The organism is Comamonas sp. w2-DMI, assembly GCF_040187735.1.
GTDB lineage: Bacteria > Pseudomonadota > Gammaproteobacteria > Burkholderiales > Burkholderiaceae_C > Comamonas > Comamonas terrae.
Window position 1 is genome coordinate 51,177 of the sequence record NZ_JBANEL010000016.1, and the last position, 17,267, is coordinate 68,443.

Annotated in this window: 20 protein-coding genes; all 20 read left to right on the top strand. The window is 69.1% G+C overall.

Features of this window, described 5'->3' with window-relative positions; translation table 11 throughout:
- Window positions 1–160: 160 nt before the first annotated feature.
- Entirely contained in the window at window positions 161–763 is a 603-nt protein-coding gene (gene pilL2, locus V8Z74_RS16700; RefSeq protein ID WP_096450704.1) for a PFGI-1 class ICE element type IV pilus protein PilL2, read from the top strand.
- Window positions 760–1,404 carry a hypothetical protein gene (locus tag V8Z74_RS16705; protein ID WP_096450702.1) on the top strand — a complete coding sequence of 215 codons (645 nt, stop codon included), beginning with the start codon at window positions 760–762 and terminating at the stop codon, window positions 1,402–1,404. Before pilL2 ends, V8Z74_RS16705 begins: the two co-directional genes overlap by 4 nt.
- Before the next feature lie 9 nt (window positions 1,405–1,413).
- A complete protein-coding gene (locus V8Z74_RS16710; protein WP_096450700.1) occupies window positions 1,414–2,136 on the top strand; it encodes a TIGR03759 family integrating conjugative element protein in 723 nt (240 codons plus the stop codon).
- Window positions 2,121–2,705: a lysozyme family protein gene (locus V8Z74_RS16715; protein WP_096450698.1), complete on the top strand. Its 585-nt coding sequence runs from the start codon at window positions 2,121–2,123 to the stop codon at window positions 2,703–2,705. Before V8Z74_RS16710 ends, V8Z74_RS16715 begins: the two co-directional genes overlap by 16 nt.
- Entirely contained in the window at window positions 2,702–3,256 is a 555-nt protein-coding gene (locus tag V8Z74_RS16720) for an integrating conjugative element protein (protein ID WP_096450696.1), read from the top strand. Before V8Z74_RS16715 ends, V8Z74_RS16720 begins: the two co-directional genes overlap by 4 nt.
- Before the next feature lie 20 nt (window positions 3,257–3,276).
- Window positions 3,277–5,436, top strand: coding sequence for a type IV conjugative transfer system coupling protein TraD (gene traD, locus V8Z74_RS16725; protein ID WP_096450694.1), 2,160 nt, complete (start codon window positions 3,277–3,279; stop codon window positions 5,434–5,436).
- Window positions 5,433–6,182 carry a TIGR03747 family integrating conjugative element membrane protein gene (locus V8Z74_RS16730; RefSeq protein ID WP_096450692.1) on the top strand — a complete coding sequence of 250 codons (750 nt, stop codon included), beginning with the start codon at window positions 5,433–5,435 and terminating at the stop codon, window positions 6,180–6,182. Before traD ends, V8Z74_RS16730 begins: the two co-directional genes overlap by 4 nt.
- Before the next feature lie 113 nt (window positions 6,183–6,295).
- Window positions 6,296–6,706 (top strand): integrative conjugative element protein, RAQPRD family, encoded by a 411-nt coding sequence (locus V8Z74_RS16735; RefSeq protein WP_096450690.1) that lies wholly within the window; start codon window positions 6,296–6,298, stop codon window positions 6,704–6,706.
- Window positions 6,703–6,942, top strand: coding sequence for a TIGR03758 family integrating conjugative element protein (locus V8Z74_RS16740; protein WP_096450688.1), 240 nt, complete (start codon window positions 6,703–6,705; stop codon window positions 6,940–6,942). Before V8Z74_RS16735 ends, V8Z74_RS16740 begins: the two co-directional genes overlap by 4 nt.
- A 21-nt stretch (window positions 6,943–6,963) precedes the next feature.
- Window positions 6,964–7,341, top strand: a complete 378-nt coding sequence (locus V8Z74_RS16745) for a TIGR03745 family integrating conjugative element membrane protein (protein ID WP_096450686.1) — start codon at window positions 6,964–6,966, stop codon at window positions 7,339–7,341.
- A gap of 12 nt (window positions 7,342–7,353) precedes the next feature.
- Window positions 7,354–7,782, top strand: coding sequence for a TIGR03750 family conjugal transfer protein (locus V8Z74_RS16750; RefSeq protein WP_096450684.1), 429 nt, complete (start codon window positions 7,354–7,356; stop codon window positions 7,780–7,782).
- Complete coding sequence (locus tag V8Z74_RS16755) at window positions 7,779–8,471, top strand: PFL_4703 family integrating conjugative element protein (protein WP_096450682.1); 693 nt, start codon at window positions 7,779–7,781, stop codon at window positions 8,469–8,471. Before V8Z74_RS16750 ends, V8Z74_RS16755 begins: the two co-directional genes overlap by 4 nt.
- Entirely contained in the window at window positions 8,468–9,397 is a 930-nt protein-coding gene (locus V8Z74_RS16760; protein WP_267966273.1) for a TIGR03749 family integrating conjugative element protein, read from the top strand. The genes V8Z74_RS16755 and V8Z74_RS16760 overlap by 4 nt, the downstream gene beginning before the upstream one ends.
- Window positions 9,387–10,859 carry a TIGR03752 family integrating conjugative element protein gene (locus V8Z74_RS16765; protein ID WP_096450680.1) on the top strand — a complete coding sequence of 491 codons (1,473 nt, stop codon included), beginning with the start codon at window positions 9,387–9,389 and terminating at the stop codon, window positions 10,857–10,859. The genes V8Z74_RS16760 and V8Z74_RS16765 overlap by 11 nt, the downstream gene beginning before the upstream one ends.
- On the top strand, window positions 10,840–11,286 hold the full coding sequence (locus V8Z74_RS16770) for a TIGR03751 family conjugal transfer lipoprotein (RefSeq protein ID WP_096450678.1): 447 nt from the start codon (window positions 10,840–10,842) through the stop codon (window positions 11,284–11,286). The genes V8Z74_RS16765 and V8Z74_RS16770 overlap by 20 nt, the downstream gene beginning before the upstream one ends.
- The gene (locus V8Z74_RS16775; RefSeq protein ID WP_096450676.1) at window positions 11,286–14,180 is read left to right on the top strand and encodes a conjugative transfer ATPase; all 2,895 of its coding nucleotides are present in this window, start codon (window positions 11,286–11,288) and stop codon (window positions 14,178–14,180) included. Before V8Z74_RS16770 ends, V8Z74_RS16775 begins: the two co-directional genes overlap by 1 nt.
- A gap of 12 nt (window positions 14,181–14,192) precedes the next feature.
- Window positions 14,193–14,948, top strand: a complete 756-nt coding sequence (locus V8Z74_RS16780) for a DsbA family protein (protein ID WP_096450674.1) — start codon at window positions 14,193–14,195, stop codon at window positions 14,946–14,948.
- A gap of 194 nt (window positions 14,949–15,142) precedes the next feature.
- Window positions 15,143–15,730, top strand: coding sequence for a hypothetical protein (locus tag V8Z74_RS16785; protein ID WP_096450672.1), 588 nt, complete (start codon window positions 15,143–15,145; stop codon window positions 15,728–15,730).
- A 142-nt stretch (window positions 15,731–15,872) separates the two neighbouring features.
- Entirely contained in the window at window positions 15,873–16,319 is a 447-nt protein-coding gene (locus V8Z74_RS16790; RefSeq protein WP_096450670.1) for a TIGR03757 family integrating conjugative element protein, read from the top strand.
- A complete protein-coding gene (locus V8Z74_RS16795; protein ID WP_096450668.1) occupies window positions 16,316–17,266 on the top strand; it encodes a TIGR03756 family integrating conjugative element protein in 951 nt (316 codons plus the stop codon). Before V8Z74_RS16790 ends, V8Z74_RS16795 begins: the two co-directional genes overlap by 4 nt.
- Window position 17,267 lies beyond the last annotated feature (1 nt).

Sequence of the window (17,267 nt, forward strand, 5' to 3'; positions counted from 1 at the left end):
CCACCCACCCACGCCGGCTGCCCTTCGGGCGCCGGCTTCTTTTTTGTTCTGCACATCGACGGCAGGCCATGAAGTCGGGCGCATGCCAGTTCCCTTTGTTTGCTGCCCCAACGCCCTGCGGCGGCGATGGTGAGGGCTCCGTGTTCCAGGGAACTGCCCCATGCAACCACTCACCTGCGTCGTTCATCGCCTGGCTGCGCCTGCCTTGCTGGTTGGCTGCGTGCTCATCACCGGCTGCGCCGCCACGGGCACGGCGAGCACCCCGACTGCCCCTGACTCGATTCCCGAGCCTGCGGTGTTGGTCAGGACCATCGCCCCGGAGCCCGAGCCGAGCCTGATCCCGGTGGCCCGTTATGGGCGCTACACGCTGGTCGAGATGGTGCCGGAACCGGCGCAGCGCGACCTGCTGCGGCAGGTGATCGAGATTTCGATTCCGCCGACCTTGGACGCGAGCGTCGGCGATGCCCTGCGGCACGTGCTGCTGCGCACCGGCTACCGCCTTTGCGATGCGCCGGACGCCGCTTCGCTGTTCACGCTGCCGCTGCCGGCGGCGCACCTGCGGCTCGGGCCACTGCCGCTGCGCGATGCCCTGCTGGCGCTGGCCGGTCCGGCCTGGGATCTGTCCGTCGATGACGCTGCGCGCGCGGTGTGCTTCGCGCGCCTGACGACTGCGCGTGCGCCGGGCGCCAGCCCCATTCCTGCGGCTGCCGCATCGAGCGCGCCGGCCGCCGAACCCCACGTGCCCCAGGAGGCCCAGCCATGACCATCCCGCAGCTTCCCGACGAGAACGCCGGCCGCGCGCGCTGGTTGAACATCGCAGCGACCGCGTGGCTGCTGCTCGTGAGCATCCTCGCGGTCGTCAGCAGCGTGGGCCTGTCGCGCCTGAGCGAGCAGAGCCAGGCCAGCGCCCAGGATGCGCACGTGCAGGCGCTCAACACGCGCGTCGCCGAACTCGAACAGCAGGCGGCGGCCTCGAAGAACCAGCCCAAGCCTGTCACCCAGCCCGACTTCGAGGCCGCGCACAAGGCGCTGGACGAGCGCCTGACGCAGGTCGAGCAGGCCCAGGCCGCAGACGCCCATACCGGCGACTTGCAGGCGCTGCAGGCGCGCATGGGCGACCTCGAAGCGCGCATGAAGCGAACCGCCGCGCCTGCCGCGGCACCCCGGCGCACCGCCGAGCCGGCCAATCCCAAGGTGCCCGAACCGCCGTTCAACGTCGTGGGCGTGGAGCTGCGCGGCGGCGAGCGCTTCCTGTCGGTGGCGGCGCCCAAGGCCTCGTCGGTGCTGGACGTGTGGCTGCTGCGCGAAGGCGATGCCGTAGGCGCGTGGCATCTGCTGGCGATCGAGGCGCGCGCCGCCGTATTCCGCGTGGACGGCCAGACCCAGCGCCTTGCGCTGCCATAGGAGCCGGCCATGAAGCACGCCGCGATCTGCTTCGCCGCCATCCTCGCCGCTGTCGCAGGCACGGCCTCGGCGCAGTCGGCGCCGGTCGCGTCCTCTCGCACCGTTCCCGCCCAGGTGCAGAACAGCAGCGACGCTGCGCTGGACGAGCGCCTGGCACGCGATTGGGGCCTGCGCCCCGAGGAGTGGGCGCGCTACCGCCAACTGATGCAGGGGCCGCTGGGCATCTATTCCCCGAACCTCGATCCGCTGACGGCGCTGGGCATCGAGGCGCGCAGCGACGAGGAACGCAACCGCTATGCAGAGCTGCAGGTGCAGGCGGAATCGAAGCGCGTGGGCAAGACGCTGGCGTACCAGCGGGCCTACGACGCGGCGTGGAAGCGGCTCTATCCGGGACAGCAGCGCGTGAACATGCCCGGCGCGAAGGTGCCGGGCGCCGGCAACCGGGGCTCGGGCCGGCTGGCGGTTTTCGTGAAGGCCGAGTGCCCGCCGTGCGAGCAGCGCGTGCGCCAGTTGCAGGCGGCCGGCACCGCCTTCGACCTCTACATGGTCGGCAGCCGCCAGGAGGACGCCCGCATCCGCCAGTGGGCGACGCAGGCCGGCATCGACGCCGGCCGCGTGCGCTCCCGCACCATCACGCTCAACCATGACGCCGGGCGCTGGCTGTCGCTCGGCCTGCCCGGCGATCTGCCCGCTGTGGTGCGCGAGGTCAACGGCCAATGGCAGCGGCAGTAACCCGCCGTGCAGGCTGCGCGGCCTTGGTCCTCGGCCTTTGCGCCCATGCCGCCATCGTCTTCGGCCAGGAGGTGCCGCCACCCGCCTACCAGCTCGCCGCTCAGCAGGCGGGCGTGCCGTCGCCGGTGCTGTATGCGGTGGCGCTGCAGGAGAGCGGCGCCCGGCTGCGCGGCCGGTTGATCCCGTGGCCGTGGACGCTCAACGTCGCCGGCCGCGCCGAACGCTACGCCACGCGGGCCGAGGCCTGCGCAGGCATCCGCCGGGCGCTCGCCCGCACGCCGGCCAACCGCATCGACGCCGGCCTCGGCCAGGTCAACCTCGGCTACCACGCGCACCGCTACGCGCATCCCTGCGAGCTGCTGGACCCATACCGCAACCTCGCCATCGCCGCGGAAATCCTGCAGGAGCAGCACACGCCGGGCGAGGACTGGCTGGTCGCCATTGGCCGCTACCACCGCCCCGCGGGCGGCGAGCCCGCCGCCCGCTACCGCCGCAGCGTCCACCAGCACCTGACCCGCGTGCTCGGGCCGGGCGCCTCACTTCCCTCTGCCCGGAGCCCCATGCCATGAACCGCATCCTCGTTGCCGCGACTGCGGCGCTGCTGGCCACCACCGCCGACGCGCAGGACCGCGGCCCTCTCAGCAAGAACAGCTCCCCGCCGCTGATCGTGGTCGAGGACAAGGGCGGCACCTCGGTGCTGCCGTACTACCGCGCCTTGAACCCGCAGGATGCGCAGCCCGGTCAGCCAGCCACGCCGCAATCCAAGCCGCGCATTGGCGGCCCGGCCGAAGCCGAGGCGGCCATGCTGCCGGTGCGCTCGATGCGGCTAACACCCGGCGACGAGCCGCGCCGCGTGATCCGCGCACCGGGCCTGACGCCGCTGTTCCTGGTCGGCGACGACGACCGCTCGCGCGCCTGGCTCAAACAGCGGGGCAAGGACTTGCAGGCGCTGCGCGCCGTGGGCCTGGTGGTCAACGTTGCGACGCCCGAAGCCCTGGCCGCACTGCGCCGCCTGGTACCGGGCTTGATGCTCTCGCCGGCCTCGGGCGACGAGCTGGCGCAGCGCTTGGGGCTCAAGCACTACCCGGTGCTGATCACCGCCTCCGGCATCGAGCCCTGACGTGACGTGAAGCACCCGCCATGGCCCAGTCCCAAGCCGTCGAAGTCTTGCTGCGGCCAGCGGTGGAGCTATACACCGTCGCGGTCTGTGCGGGCGCCGCGCTTCTGTGCCTGGTGGCCCCGTGGTCGCTCGCGCTGAGCCCCTTGCTCGGCCTGGGCAGCGCGCTCGCTTTCCTCACCTTCGGCACGCTGCGTTTTCACGATGCTTGGGCCATCCTGCGCTACCGGCGCAACATCCGCCGCCTGCCGCGCTACGTGATGACCAGCCGCGACGTGCCGGTGAGCCAGCAGCGGTTGTTTGTCGGCCGGGGCTTCCGCTGGGATCAGCGACACACGCACCGGCTCATGCAGACCTACCGGCCGGAGTTCCGCCGCTACGTCGAGCCGACGACGATCTACCGGATGGCGCGGCGCATGGAAGAGCGCCTGGAGTTCGCGCCGTACCCGCTGTCGAAGATGGCGAAGGCCCTGGCCTGGGACAACCCGCTCAACCCGGCGCGTCCGCTGCCGCCGGTGGGCGGTATGCCGCGGCTGCACGGTATCGAACCGCACGAGGTCGACGTCACGCTGCCATTGGCCGAGCGCGTCAGCCACAGCCTGGTGTTAGGTACGACCCGCGTCGGCAAGACCCGCCTGGCCGAGCTGTTCATCACCCAGGACATCCGGCGCAAGGTCAACGGACAGCACGAGGTCGTGATCGTCTTCGACCCGAAGGGCGATGCCGACTTGCTCAAGCGCATGTACGTGGAAGCCAAGCGCGCCGGGCGCGAAGGCGAGTTCTATGTCTTTCACCTGGGCTGGCCGGACATCTCCGCGCGCTACAACGCGGTGGGCCGCTTCGGACGCATCTCGGAAGTCGCCACGCGCATCGCGGGCCAGCTTTCCGGTGAAGGCAACAGCGCGGCGTTCCGCGAGTTCGCCTGGCGCTTCGTCAACATCATCGCGCGGGCCTTGGTCGAGCTGGGGCAGCGGCCCGACTACCTGCTGATCCAGCGCCATGTCATCAACATCGATGCGCTGTTCATCGAGTACGCCCAGCACTACTTCGCCCGGAACGAGCCCAAGGCCTGGGAGGTCATCGTCCAGCTCGAAGCCAAGCTGAACGACAAGAACATCCCGCGCAACATGATCGGCCGCGAGAAGCGCGTCGTCGCGCTGGAACAGTACCTCTCGCAGGTGCGCATCTACGACCCGGTGCTCGACGGCCTGCGCAGCGCGGTGCGCTACGACCGGACGTACTTCGACAAGATCGTCGCGTCGCTGTTGCCTCTGCTGGAGAAATTGACCACCGGCAAGATCGCCCAGTTGCTGGCGCCGAACTATTCGGACCTCTCCGACCCGCGGCCGATCTTCGACTGGATGCAGATCATCCGAAAGCGGGCCGTGGTCTACGTCGGCCTCGATGCGCTGTCGGACGCGGAAGTCGCGGCGGCAGTCGGCAACTCGATGTTCAGCGATCTCGTCTCGGTCGCCGGCCACATCTACAAGTTCGGCATCGACGACGGCCTGCCGGGTGCCGCGACGGGCGTGAAGGTGCCGATCAACGTGCACGCCGACGAGTTCAACGAACTCATGGGCGATGAGTTTATTCCGATGGTCAACAAGGGTGGCGGTGCCGGCGTGCAGGTCACGGCCTACACGCAGACCCTCTCGGACATCGAGGCGCGCATCGGCAACCGCGCGAAGGCGGGTCAGGTCGTCGGCAACTTCAACAACCTGTTCATGCTGCGCGTGCGCGAGACCGCCACGGCCGAACTGCTGACGCGCCAACTGCCCAAGGTCGAGGTCTACACGACGACGGTGATGAGCGGCGCCACCGACAGCTCCGACCCGACCGGCAACACCGCGTTCACGTCGAACACGCAGGACCGCATCAGCAGCAACAGCGTGCCATTGATCGAACCAGCGCACGTGGTCGGCCTGCCCAAGGGCCAATGCTTCGCGCTGATCGAGGGCGGGCACCTGTGGAAGGTGCGCATGCCCTTGCCGGCACCCGATCCCGACGAGGCCATGCCCAAGGATCTGCAGGAGCTGGCCGGCTATATGCGGCGGCACTACGTCGAGGCCGGCGACTGGTGGGACAACAAGGGGCTTCCCGGTCTGCAGGACCAGGCACTGCCCGACGATCTGCTCGCCGACTTCAAGCAGATGGCGAGCGCGGATGAAGAGGCCACGGCATGAGCGATCCCGCCGTCGCCGTCCAGCGCCAACAGATTCGCCAGCAGGGCCTGATCGCGGGGCTGGTGACGCTGCCGTTCCGGCTGTTCGGTGTGTTGATCGGCTCGCTGCTGCTGTGCATCGTGATCGAGTGCATCGGCATGCACTTCCTCTGGCCCGAGCAGGGCTGGCGCCATGCGCAGGGCATGTTGAACTACGAACTGTCGCAGCTCTCGGAGCATTTCACGCAAAGCGTGCTGGTGCAGGAGCCGGGGCGTAGTGCGCGCCAGCTTGTCGAGTGGGCCTACCAGGGCTTGTTCGTGAAGACGGGCCTGCTGGACTGGATACGCGACGCCGCGGCGCAATCACGCGCCGGTGCCAAGAGCCAGGCGCAGGACTTCCGCTACTACATCGGGCAGCTCTACGCGCATGTCGAGAGCTACGTCATCGCCTCGGCCTACACGGTGCTGGTGTTCCTCGTGCGGCTGCTGGTACTGATCCTGACCTTGCCGCTGTTCCTGATGGCGGCCTTCACCGGCCTGGTGGATGGCCTGGTGCGCCGTGACGTGCGCGGCTTCGGCGCCGGGCGCGAATCGGGCTTCGTCTACCACCGGGCGAGGGCCAGCCTGATGCCGCTGGCGGTGCTGCCCTGGGTCACGTACCTGGCGCTGCCGGTCAGCGTGCATCCGCTGCTGATCCTGCTGCCAAGCGCCGCGCTGCTCGGCGTCGCGGTCTGCATCGCGTCGGCGACGTTCAAGAAGTACCTGTAGCCGCATCGGCCGCCGTCGCGGAAAGCGGTGGCGGGCCGGTTCCGATTGATTGCGGCACCGGAAGACCGGCCGTTTGAGCATCAAGCCATCCGCATCCCTCGGAGAACGGCTCGATGGAAACCACTCGCAATCCCGCGCAGGTTCGGCGCTTTGCCGTCGCGGCACCCTGGACCGTGCGTCTTGTCGCGCTTCTGCTTGCCGCTGCCGGATTGCAGCCCGCCATCGCCGCCGATGCCTCCGACAACGCCGCGGAGCGCGAGATGCTCGCCGCGGTGACGCGCCAGCTCGACCTACTGGACCGCCTCGCCGAGCGAGCCGCCGCCACCGCGCCGCAGGAGCGCACCCGCTACCACTTTGACTACGCGCGGCTGCGTGCTGATCTGGAGCGCGTGCGCACCGGCGTGCACGACTACCTCGTTCCGCAACGCGCCCAGCCGCGCGATCCTGTGCCGCTGCTGGCCGGCGACTACACGCGCAGCAATGCAACCACCGCGACGCCTGCCAAGGAGGCGCCGTCGCCATGACGCCTTCCGCCGATCAGGTCGCCGCCTTCACGGCCAATGGCGGTTTCGCGCCCGGGGCCGTCTCCACCGTCGTGCTCGGTTTCGTCTTCGCCGTCCTGCTGCTGTGGGGCGTGTGGGCGATGCGCACCGCCTATGTCGGCTGGGCCGAACACCACCTGACCCAACGCCAGTTCCTCGGCGTCATCGTGCGCTTCGTCGCGATGTACCTGGTGCTGGGCTTTTTCCTCCTGTCCTGACCCCATGAAAGGTACTTCGCCATGAACGCTCCCGCTACTTCTCGCCGCCCCACGTCGCGGCCCGCCGCGCGCCTCGCTGCGCTGCTGATCCCGCTGGGCATCGCCGCCACGCCGCTGCCGTCGTTCGCCGACCTTCCCACACTGGAAGACCCGTCGCGCGGCACTGGCAGCGGCATCATGCAGACGCTGCAGAACTACGGCTATGACATCGTGCTGCTGGTGGCGTTGCTCGTGGTCGCTTCGATGTTCGTCGGCGTCTGCTACCACGCCTACACGCGCTACGCCGAAATCCACACCGGCCGCGCGACCTGGGGCCAGTTCGGCTTGACCGTAGCGGTGGGCGCGATCCTGCTGGTCGTCGGCATCTGGCTGCTGACCAAGGCCACCGGCGTCCTGTAAGGCCCGGCAACGATGGCCGGCTCCCTGGAGAGTCCGTCGCGCGACGGGCTCGTGACCTTCCTGCCGCACCGCCTCAACCGCCATCCGGTGGTCGTGCGTGGGCTCACGGCCGACGAGCTGTGGGTCTGCGCCGGCCTGTCCGGCACGGCCGGCCTCGTGGTCGGCGTGCCGCTGGCCTGGCTGACGCACAGCATCGCGATGGTGCCCACGCTGATCGTCGCCGGCATCGGCATCGGCGTCTTCGTGGGCGGCGGCCTGCTGCGGCGGTGGAAACGCGGCCGGCCCGACACCTGGCTGTACCGCCAGCTCCAGTGGCGCCTCGCGCTGTGCTACCCCGTGCTGACCGCGCATACGGGCGGGAGCCAGCTCATCACCCGTTCGGGCTGGTGGTCCACGCGGCGCCTGCGGCCTGACCCGTCCCTGCGTCGAGGTAGACCATGAGCCGATTCAAGAACGAGGTCGCGCACCTGCAGGCGCACGTGAAGACCTTGCGCCTGGCCGGCGCTGCGCTTTTCATCGTAGCGCTGCTGCTTGGCTTCGGCTGGTGGAGCGCGCCCAAGAGCCTGACCATCCACGTGCCGCCCGACCTGCGCTCGGGCAGCACGCGCAAGTGGTGGGACGTTCCGCCCGAGAGCGTCTACGCCTTCACCTTCTACATCTGGCAGCAAGCCCAACGTTGGCCGACCAACGGCGAGCAGGACTACCCGCGCAACCTGCATGCGCTGTCGGCGTACTTCACGCCGAGCTGCCGCGCCTTCCTGCAACAAGACTACGAATTCCGGCGCAGCAATGGCGAGTTGCGTCAGCGCGTGCGCGGCATCTACGAGATTCCGGGTCGCGGTTACGGCGACGACTCGGCCATGCGCGTGCGCACTGTGTCGGCCAACAACTGGATCGTCACGCTCGACGTGAGCGCCGACGAGTACCTGGGTGCCGAGCAGGTCAAGCGCGCGCTCGTGCGCTACGCGCTCAAGGTCGTGCGCATGGACGTGGACCCCGAGCGCAACCCCTTTGGCCTGGCGCTGGACTGCCATGCGCGCGCGCCGGAGCGCATCGAAACCCCGCCGCCTGCGGCGCCGCCCGGCCGGGCCGCGAGCGCTGGCTCCAACCTGCAGGGAGACACCCCATGAAGTCCCTCGTGAAGCGTTCATCTGCGGCGGCCCTGGCCGGCCTGCTGCTGTGCCTGGCTTTCGTGCCTGCAGTCCATGCCGTCGAAATCCTGCGCTGGGAGCGCCTGCCGCTGGCGGTGCCGCTCGTTGTCGCCCAGGAGCGCGTGGTGTTCGTCGAGCGCAACGTGCGCATCGGCGTTCCACCCACCGTTGGCGAACAGTTGCGCGTGCAGAGCGCCGGGGGCGCGATCTACCTGCGCGCCAATGCGCCGATCCCGCCCACGCGGCTGCAATTGCAGGACGTGGAATCGGGCGCGCTGATCCTGCTGGACATCGCGGCCGAGCCGGCGAAGGCGGGCCAACCCGCGCTCGAACCCGTGCGCATCGTGGAAGGCGACGTGCCGGCCACGCGCTACGGCGAGCCGGCCAGGCCTGGGGCGACGGCGGACGACGATGCTGAACGCACGGCACCTGCTGCGAAGCGCGCTACGCCGGTGGCGGTCGTGCTCACGCGCTATGCGGCGCAGAACCTCTATGCGCCGCTGCGCACCGTGGAGCCCGTGCCTGGCATCGGCCGCGTCAACCTGCGGCGCGGCCTGGAGCTGTCCACCTTGGTGCCGACGCTGCCGGTGCGTGCGCAGGCGCTGGCCGCCTGGCGGCTCGAAGACCAGTGGGTGACGGCGGTGAAGCTCACCAACGCCTCCGGGCGCTGGCTCGACCTCGATCCCCGCGCGCTGCAGGGCGACTTTCTCGCCGCGACCTTCCAGCACCCGAACCTGGCGCCGGCCGGCCGCGCCGCCGACACCACGGTGGTCTACCTCGTTACCCGTGGCCACGGCCTGGCCGAGTCGCTGCTGCCCAAGCTCTCACCGATCGACGCGACGGTGAACCTGCCGCCGGCTGCGGCGGCCGGCCAGGCCGAAGGAGGTGCCCGCCATGAAAAGTAATCCCCTCCTGAAGTGGCTGCTGATCCCGATGGCGCTGGTGCTGCTGTTCGTCGGCATCAAGATGTTCTCCGGGGATCGCGGCGCCAAGCCCGTTCCGGCCGGCAGCGCCAACCCACTCACGCCCGAAGAGATGAAGGCGCTGGGCATCGAGGGCGACACGCCGCGCGATACCGTCGCGACGCTGGTGGCCCAGGTCAAGCAGTTGCGCAATGAGCTACAGACGGCGCTCAACGACAACAAGAACCAGAAGAGCGAGAACGAGCGCATGCGCGCGCGGGAGAGCGCCATCGACCAGCGCATCCAGTCCGCGCTCGAAGGCGAGCGCGGCCGCCTGCAGCAGGACCGCGAGCAGTTGGCCGGCGACCGCCAGCAGACCCAGGGCCTGTTGCAAGACCTGCAGCGGCGCCTGGATGGGCTTTCCGGCAAGGGCGGCCAGGCCGACCTGCCGGTGGGGCTGGGCCTGGAGGATGGCGACGGCAAGGGCTTCGGCGGCACCCAGGGCGGCGCCGCGCGCAGCGCCAGCGGCACGCGCTGGGTGGAACCGGACGACGCGAAGCCCTCGGCGAAGAACGGCAGCGGCGGCGCCCTGAACTTCCCGACCAGCTTCGGGCCGGCGCAGAAGACGCTTTCCGACACGGCCGACAACGTGGCCAGCACCGTGGCGGACGCCGGCAGCCGCGCGGTGGGCGCGTCGGCCAAGCCGGTCTACACGGTGCCGTCGAACTCGACGCTGATGGGCTCGATCGCGATGACCGCGCTGATCGGCCGCGTGCCGATCGACGGCACGGTCAACGACCCGTACCCGTTCAAGGTGCTGATCGGCCCGGACAACCTGACCGCCAACGGCATCGACATCCCCGACGTGGCGGGCGCGGTGGTCAGCGGCACGGCCTCGGGCGACTGGACACTTTCCTGCGTGCGCGGACAGATTCGCTCTGTCACGTTCGTCTTCAACGACGGCACGGTGCGCACCATTCCGGAGGACGGCAACCGCAACCAGAATGGCGGCGGTGGCTCGGGCGGCAACGCGAACAGCATCACGCACGGCGGCCTGGGCTGGATCAGCGATCCTTACGGCATCCCCTGCGTCAGCGGCGAACGGCGCAGCAACGCGCAGCAGTACCTGGGCTCGCAGGCCCTCATCACCGCGGCCGGTGCCGGCGCAGCCTCCCTCATCAAGTCGGACAACGGCAGCGTGGCCGTGGTCGCCAACAGCAACGGCTCGCTCGGCACCGTGGGCATCAGCGGCAACGAGGCGATGGGCCGCATCCTGGCCGGTGGCGTGCGCGACATGGCCGATTGGGTCAACAAGCTGTATGGGCAGGCCTTCGCCGCGGTCTACGTGCGCCCCGGCGCCAAGGTCGCCGTGCACCTGGAGCAGCCGCTCAACATCGACTACGACGCCAAGGGGCGCCGGGTCAATCACCGCATCGGAGGCAAGCATGCGTCGGATTTGGATTGAATCGGCCGCGATCCTGTGCGCGGCCGTGGTGCTGGGTGGCTGCGCCACCAGCAAGGACAAGCTGCTGCCGCACGGCGATCACACCATGCTCGATGTGTGGAACCAGGAGACGGGCGGCAGCGCCGGTGGCGCTGCGGGTGGCGGACAGGCTGCACGGCAACTGCTCGATGCACGCCAGGGCCTGCGCCGGCCGCTGACGGAGGCCGACGTGCAGGCAGCACCTGCCGCCGCAGCAGCCTACACGCGCACCGCGGCCAACGAGATCTACCGCCAGTTCCACCGGCTGCCGAACCCCGACCTGGTGATGTACGTGTTTCCGCACCTGGCCGGCAGCGATCCGGTGCCGGTGCCCGGCTACACCACCGTCTTTCCCCTGTATCAGCGCGTGCAGTACGCGATGCCCGGCGAACGCCTGGAGGACTACTGATGGCCTGGCCCTTGCCCTGGCCGCGCAAGGCCCTGACGTCTGCTGGTCCCGACCTGGATGCCGATGACGCCTGGTCGCAGCATGTCACGATGATGGCGTCGCACGGCATCCCCGAGCCGGGCATCGCAGCGGACGACCGGCCGCGCCGACCGGCCACCGAGGCGGACCTGCAAGCGCTCTACGGCGTGGCGCCGTCCTTCGCCGACCTGCTGCCTTGGGTGGAGTACCTGCCGGATTCCAAGAGCATGCTGCTGGAAGACGGCCAATCGGTGGCTGGCTTCTTCGAGCTGGCGCCGGTGGGCACCGAGGGCCGCGAGATGGCCTGGCTGTGGCAGGCGCGCGATGCGTTGGAGAACGCGCTGCAGGACTCCTTCGACGAACTCGACGAGAACCCCTGGGTGGTGCAGCTCTACGCCCAGGACGAATCGACCTGGGACAACTACCTGCGCGGGTTGGCCGACTACGTGCGGCCGCGCGCGCAGGGCAGCACCTTCACAGAGTTCTACGTGAGGTTCTTCGCACACCACCTGCGCGCCATCGCCAAGCCCGGGGGCCTGTTCGAGGACACGACCGTGACGCGCCTGCCGTGGCGCGGCCAGGTGCGGCGCGTGCGCATGGTGGTCTACCGGCGTGCTAACACGGCGACCGCATCGCGGCGCGGCCAGTCGCCCGAGCAGGCGCTGACGACGATCTGCGACCGGCTGGTGGGCGGCCTCGCCAACGCAGGCGTGAAATCCCGGCGCATGGAGGCGGCCGACATCCACGACTGGCTGCTGCGCTGGTTCAACCCGCATCCGACGCTGCTCGGCCCCAGCGCCGACGACCGCGAGCGCTTCTATGCGCTCACGCGCTATCCCGAGCAAGCCGAAGACGGAGAGATCGAATTGGCCAGTGACGACTTCGGACAGCGCCTGTTCTTCGGCCAGCCGCGCTCGGACGTGGCGAACGGTACGTGGCTGTTCGATGGCCTGCCGCACCGGGTCATCGTGATGGACCGGCTGCGCATGCCGCCAGCGACCGGCCACGTCACCGGCGAAACCCGCAAGGGCGGCGATGCGGTCAATGCGCTGTTCGACCAGATGCCCGAGGACACGGTGATGTGCCTGACGGTCGTCGCGGCGCCGCAGGACGTGCTCGAAGCTCACCTGAACCACCTGAGCAAGAAGTCGGTCGGCGAGACGCTGGCCTCGGAGCAGACGCGCCGCGACGTGCAGGAAGCGCGCGGGCTGATCGGCAGCGCGCACAAACTGTACCGCGGCGCGCTCGCCTTCTACCTGCGCGGGCGCGACCTGGCGCAGCTCGACGCCCGCGGCCTGCAACTGATCAACGTCATGCTCAACGCCGGCCTGCAGCCGGTGCGCGAGGAAGACGAGGTGGCGCCGCTGAACAGCTACCTGCGCTGGCTCCCGTGCGTGTTCGATCCGGCGCTGGACAAGCGCCAGTGGTACACGCAACTGATGTTCGCGCAGCACGCTGCGAACCTTGCGCCGGTGTGGGGCCGCAGCCAGGGCACGGGGCATCCGGGCATCACGTTCTTCAACCGCGGCGGCGGGCCGATCACCTTCGATCCCTTGAACCGGCTCGACCGCCAGATGAACGCGCACCTGTTCCTGTTCGGGCCGACCGGCTCTGGCAAGTCGGCAACGCTCAACAACATCTTGAACCAGGTCACGGCCATCTATCGGCCGAGGCTGTTCATCGTGGAGGCTGGCAACAGCTTCGGTCTGTTCGGCGACTTCGCCACGCGGCTCGGCCTCAAGGTGCATCGCGTGAAGCTCGCTCCCGGCGCCGGCGTCAGCCTCGCGCCGTTCGCGGATGCCCACCGACTGGTCGACACGCCCAGCCAGGTGCAGACGCTGGACGCCGATGCGCTGGACGAGGACCAGGAGCCTGTCGCGCAGGCGGTAAGCCGCAGCGAGGAGGTGGACGAGCAGCGCGACGTGCTCGGCGAGCTGGAGATCACCGCGCGGCTGATGATCACCGGCGGCGAGGACAAGGAAGAAGCGCGCATGACGCGCGCCGACCGCAGCCTGATCCGCCAGTGCATCCTCGATGCGGCCCAGCTTTGCGTGGCCGACCGGCGCACGGTGCTCACGCGCGACGTGCGCGACGCGCTGCGCGAGCGCGCCCGCGATACCTCGCTGCCGGAGGTGCGCCGCGCACGGCTGTTGGAGATGGCGGACGCGATGGATATGTTTTGCCAGGGCGTGGACGGCGAGATGTTCGACCGGTCCGGCACGCCCTGGCCCGAGGCCGACATCACCATCGTGGACCTCGCCACGTTCGCGCGCGAGGGCTACAACGCCCAGCTCTCGATCTCGTACATCAGCCTCATCAACACGGTGAACAACATCGCCGAGCGCGACCAGTTCCTGGGCCGGCCGATCATCAACGTGACGGATGAAGGCCACATCATCACCAAGAACCCACTGCTCGCGCCCTATGTCGTGAAGATCACGAAGATGTGGCGCAAGCTCGGCGCCTGGTACTGGCTGGCGACGCAGAACATCGACGACCTACCGAAGGCGGCCGAGCCCATGTTGAACATGATCGAATGGTGGATCTGCCTGTCGATGCCGCCCGACGAGGTGGAGAAGATTGCGCGCTTCCGCGAGCTGAACCCGGCGCAGAAGGCGCTGATGCTCTCCGCGCGCAAGGAGGCCGGCAAGTTCACTGAGGGCGTGATTCTCTCCAAGAGCATGGAAGTGCTGTTCCGTGCGGTGCCTCCCAGCCTCTACCTGGCGCTGGCTCAGACCGAGCCCGAGGAGAAGGCGGAACGCTTCCAGTTGATGCAGCAGCACGGCATCGGCGAGCTGGATGCGGCCTTCAAGATCGCCGAGAAGATCGACCGTGCTCGCGGCATCGAATCGCTGGCGATCGGTGCACTGGCTTGAGGGGAGAACACCATGCGGATCGCTCGCTTCATTCCATCCCGCCCGGTCGCACTGGTCGCCGTGCTGCTCGTCGTCGCGCTGATCGCAGCGGTCTGGCTAGGCATGCAGCCACAGGCGCCGATCGCTGAAGACGTTTCCACGTCGGCCGACTTCAAACCGGCGCCCGCGCCGGCATCCGCCACCACCACCGGCCCGCCGTGGCGCTACGGGCGCGACGATGCGCGCTTCACGGTGGTGGAGTACGCCGACCTCGAATGTCCGTTCTGCCGCGCCTACTTCGCGGTGCTCAAACAGTGGATCGATGCTCACCCCGAGGTGAACTGGCAGTGGCAGCACCTGCCGCTGACCACGCATGAGCCTGCGGCGACTGCCAATGCGCGCCTGGTCGAGTGTGTCGGCGAGGCCGGCGGCCCGGCCGCTTTCTGGCACGCCGTGGAGTGGGTCTACGCGCATACCCGCGGCGACGGCCAGGGCCTGCCCGAGGGCCTGGGCTATCCCGGCATCACGCCCGCCGCCCAGCAATGCCTCGACAGCGACCGTCCCGATGCGCTGATCCGCGCGCAGTCGGCGATCGCCGCGCAGGAGGGCATCAAGGTCACGCCCACGCTGCGCCTGCGGGACCGCCATTCCGGAAAGACGCTGTTGCTGCATGGCCCGGTGGAAGGCGATGCGCTGCTGTCGGCCATCGACCTGCTGGCGGCCGGCGGCACCACCGAGACCGCATCGAAGGAAATGCCTGCCGAGTCCCTCGGCGACATGCCCAGGTAGCCCCGATCTTCAAGGCTACGCCGCGGCCCCCGGCCGCGCTGATCGACCCCGTTCGCTTCGCATCCCTCGACGCGAACAGCCGCCGCGCTGCGGTGGCGGATGCCTGTTCTTCCTTCGCTTGTTGTTTATCCCACGCGGGTCGCCCACGCCCGCAGGGGCGGCATGGCGCTTCCGCACCTTCTTTGGAGACTGCCATGCAACCCAAGATCCATGTTGTTGATGGTGTGACCTTCGTGGCCACGCCTTACCGCGCCGGAACCTTCATCCGCGAGGATGTGTTCTGGCGCCAGTTCACGATCACCTGCCAAGGCTACATCGAGTACCCCGAGGATGATCCCGTTTTCGGGACCTGGTGGACACCTCACATCCTTGAGCTGGGCCAACACGGCCTGATCGAGGAGGCCCTGGCCCTCGCAGCGGACGAACTGTCAAAAGACGAGTTCGATCTGAGATCGGAGATCGAGGCGCTGGACTTTAGGCCGGAGCTGGTCCTGATCCGCGATTCGCTCGATCGGCTGGTTGTCTCCAGCGAGGTGCAGTGCGGCAGCCGCATCCGCTGGTGCGAACCCACCGCCTCAGATGCGGAAGCCGCCGACGTCGCGAAGCAGGTTGATGACCTGCGCGGCGAGGCTTCCTACGAAGCTGGCTGGGACAACCACAGCACGGCCGAGCGCCTGCGCCTGCGTGCCCGCGTGCTCGCCGGCCGGCTGGTCGATCCATTTTGGCAGGCCCATGCCCGCCGCGCCGTTCAAGCCTCGGCGGCCACGGCTGCGGTCGCCTGATCCACACGGGAGCTTCGGCTCCCGTTCTTCTTCCTTGAGGCGCTGGCGAAAGCGGGGTGTGCGCGGTGCGCATTCCTTGTCGCAGCGGACATGCCTTCGGCGTTCGACTAGGGACCTTGCTCTCATTCCCAGGACGCCCGCCATGACGGCTCCCTTGTTCAATTCCATCCCGCGGCTGCGGGCCACGCGCATCGCGTGCGCGGGAGGGCTGCTGCTTGCCCTGTGTGGCCAGGTCGCTTCTGCCGCCGACGTGCTGGTCGTGACCGACAGCAGCCATCCGGTGCAATCCACGTCCGGCGCCCGCGTGGTCGAGCTGGACCTGCCCGAGCGCATCGAGGCCGAGCTGGCGGCCGGTCTGCCCAACGATCCCAGCCGCGCCGCTGCCCTCGTGCAGCAGCGCTTGCGCGATGGCGGCCAGGCCTTGCAGCGCCGGATCGGCACCGCCTACCAAGGTGTGGCCGATGCCTGGGGCCTGGGCATCGCCAAGGTGCCCGCCGTCGTGGTCGATCGCCGGTATGTGGTTTACGGCGAGCCCGACGTGGCGCGCGCCGTGGCCCGCATCCAAGCCCATCGGAGGACACAGCCATGAAGCGCCTGCTGTCGGCATCGTCGCGCCGCGCGCGCCTTGCCATCGCTTCGGTGCTGCTGGGCGGCGCGGCATCGAGCTTCGCCCTGAACACCGCCACCATCGTGTCCTCGGCCCTGTCGCCCGACTGCATCGAGTACCGCGTCGTCGGCATCTGCTACTGGCTGTTCTGCACCACGTTCGGCTGCTCGGTACGCACGTCGGTGAAGGTGCGGCACTACGTGCCGGACGCGGTGGTGTCGAGCTACAGCAACACTGGCGAGAACCCCTGGGTCGAGGTGCGCGCGATGAGCACGCCGAATCCCACGGCGCAGGCCGGCGGCGATGGCACGACGAACCACGACAACGAGAACAACCTCGCCAAGTTCAAGAACGCCGATGTCATCGGCCACCCCGGCGGCTACGTGTTCAGCCAGTTCGCGAGTTCCTTCGGCTACTCCTGCGAGGGCGCCGGCACGGCCTTCATGCCGTACCTGCTCAGCACGCTGGACACCATCGCCTGGCGCTACAACATCCCGGAAGCCTTCTACCCCGAAGCGCTCATTCCCGGCCGGCGCGAGATCGGCACGCGCACCGGCCTGAACCTGTGGGGCAACGTGTACGCCCGCGGGGGCTTCCTGCACCAGACCGATGACCACAAGAGCGGCGCCGTGGTCGCGCAACGCGCGGGCGACGTCGTGACGCGGCGCAACCAGATCCACGTGTACCAGCCGCTGCTCGCCGACGCCCGCGACGGCTACTGGCCGGCCGGCGCACTGATGGAGACCGACGCCTCGACGGGCAAGTGGCAACCGCTCACGCCCACGCTCTCGAACAGTTGCGTTGTCTTCCCGCACAGCGGAAGCCTCACGCAGGCGCAGCAGGGCGACTACGCCTGGGCGCTGTGGCGGCCCTATGCCTGCTGCCAGCGCCGCGGCCAGGTTTTCCTCGGCAGCGTCGATTTCAACTGAG

Bases quoted from the DNA above. Each gene is read 5' to 3' on its own strand.
- pilL2 (WP_096450704.1), top strand. From the start codon at position 161: ATGCAACCACTCACCTGCGTCGTTCATCGCCTGGCTGCGCCTGCCTTG.
- V8Z74_RS16705 (WP_096450702.1), top strand. From the start codon at position 760: ATGACCATCCCGCAGCTTCCCGACGAGAACGCCGGCCGCGCGCGCTGG.
- V8Z74_RS16710 (WP_096450700.1), top strand. From the start codon at position 1,414: ATGAAGCACGCCGCGATCTGCTTCGCCGCCATCCTCGCCGCTGTCGCA.
- V8Z74_RS16715 (WP_096450698.1), top strand. From the start codon at position 2,121: ATGGCAGCGGCAGTAACCCGCCGTGCAGGCTGCGCGGCCTTGGTCCTC.
- V8Z74_RS16720 (WP_096450696.1), top strand. From the start codon at position 2,702: ATGAACCGCATCCTCGTTGCCGCGACTGCGGCGCTGCTGGCCACCACC.
- traD (WP_096450694.1), top strand. From the start codon at position 3,277: ATGGCCCAGTCCCAAGCCGTCGAAGTCTTGCTGCGGCCAGCGGTGGAG.
- V8Z74_RS16730 (WP_096450692.1), top strand. From the start codon at position 5,433: ATGAGCGATCCCGCCGTCGCCGTCCAGCGCCAACAGATTCGCCAGCAG.
- V8Z74_RS16735 (WP_096450690.1), top strand. From the start codon at position 6,296: ATGGAAACCACTCGCAATCCCGCGCAGGTTCGGCGCTTTGCCGTCGCG.
- V8Z74_RS16740 (WP_096450688.1), top strand. From the start codon at position 6,703: ATGACGCCTTCCGCCGATCAGGTCGCCGCCTTCACGGCCAATGGCGGT.
- V8Z74_RS16745 (WP_096450686.1), top strand. From the start codon at position 6,964: ATGAACGCTCCCGCTACTTCTCGCCGCCCCACGTCGCGGCCCGCCGCG.
- V8Z74_RS16750 (WP_096450684.1), top strand. From the start codon at position 7,354: ATGGCCGGCTCCCTGGAGAGTCCGTCGCGCGACGGGCTCGTGACCTTC.
- V8Z74_RS16755 (WP_096450682.1), top strand. From the start codon at position 7,779: ATGAGCCGATTCAAGAACGAGGTCGCGCACCTGCAGGCGCACGTGAAG.
- V8Z74_RS16760 (WP_267966273.1), top strand. From the start codon at position 8,468: ATGAAGTCCCTCGTGAAGCGTTCATCTGCGGCGGCCCTGGCCGGCCTG.
- V8Z74_RS16765 (WP_096450680.1), top strand. From the start codon at position 9,387: ATGAAAAGTAATCCCCTCCTGAAGTGGCTGCTGATCCCGATGGCGCTG.
- V8Z74_RS16770 (WP_096450678.1), top strand. From the start codon at position 10,840: ATGCGTCGGATTTGGATTGAATCGGCCGCGATCCTGTGCGCGGCCGTG.
- V8Z74_RS16775 (WP_096450676.1), top strand. From the start codon at position 11,286: ATGGCCTGGCCCTTGCCCTGGCCGCGCAAGGCCCTGACGTCTGCTGGT.
- V8Z74_RS16780 (WP_096450674.1), top strand. From the start codon at position 14,193: ATGCGGATCGCTCGCTTCATTCCATCCCGCCCGGTCGCACTGGTCGCC.
- V8Z74_RS16785 (WP_096450672.1), top strand. From the start codon at position 15,143: ATGCAACCCAAGATCCATGTTGTTGATGGTGTGACCTTCGTGGCCACG.
- V8Z74_RS16790 (WP_096450670.1), top strand. From the start codon at position 15,873: ATGACGGCTCCCTTGTTCAATTCCATCCCGCGGCTGCGGGCCACGCGC.
- V8Z74_RS16795 (WP_096450668.1), top strand. From the start codon at position 16,316: ATGAAGCGCCTGCTGTCGGCATCGTCGCGCCGCGCGCGCCTTGCCATC.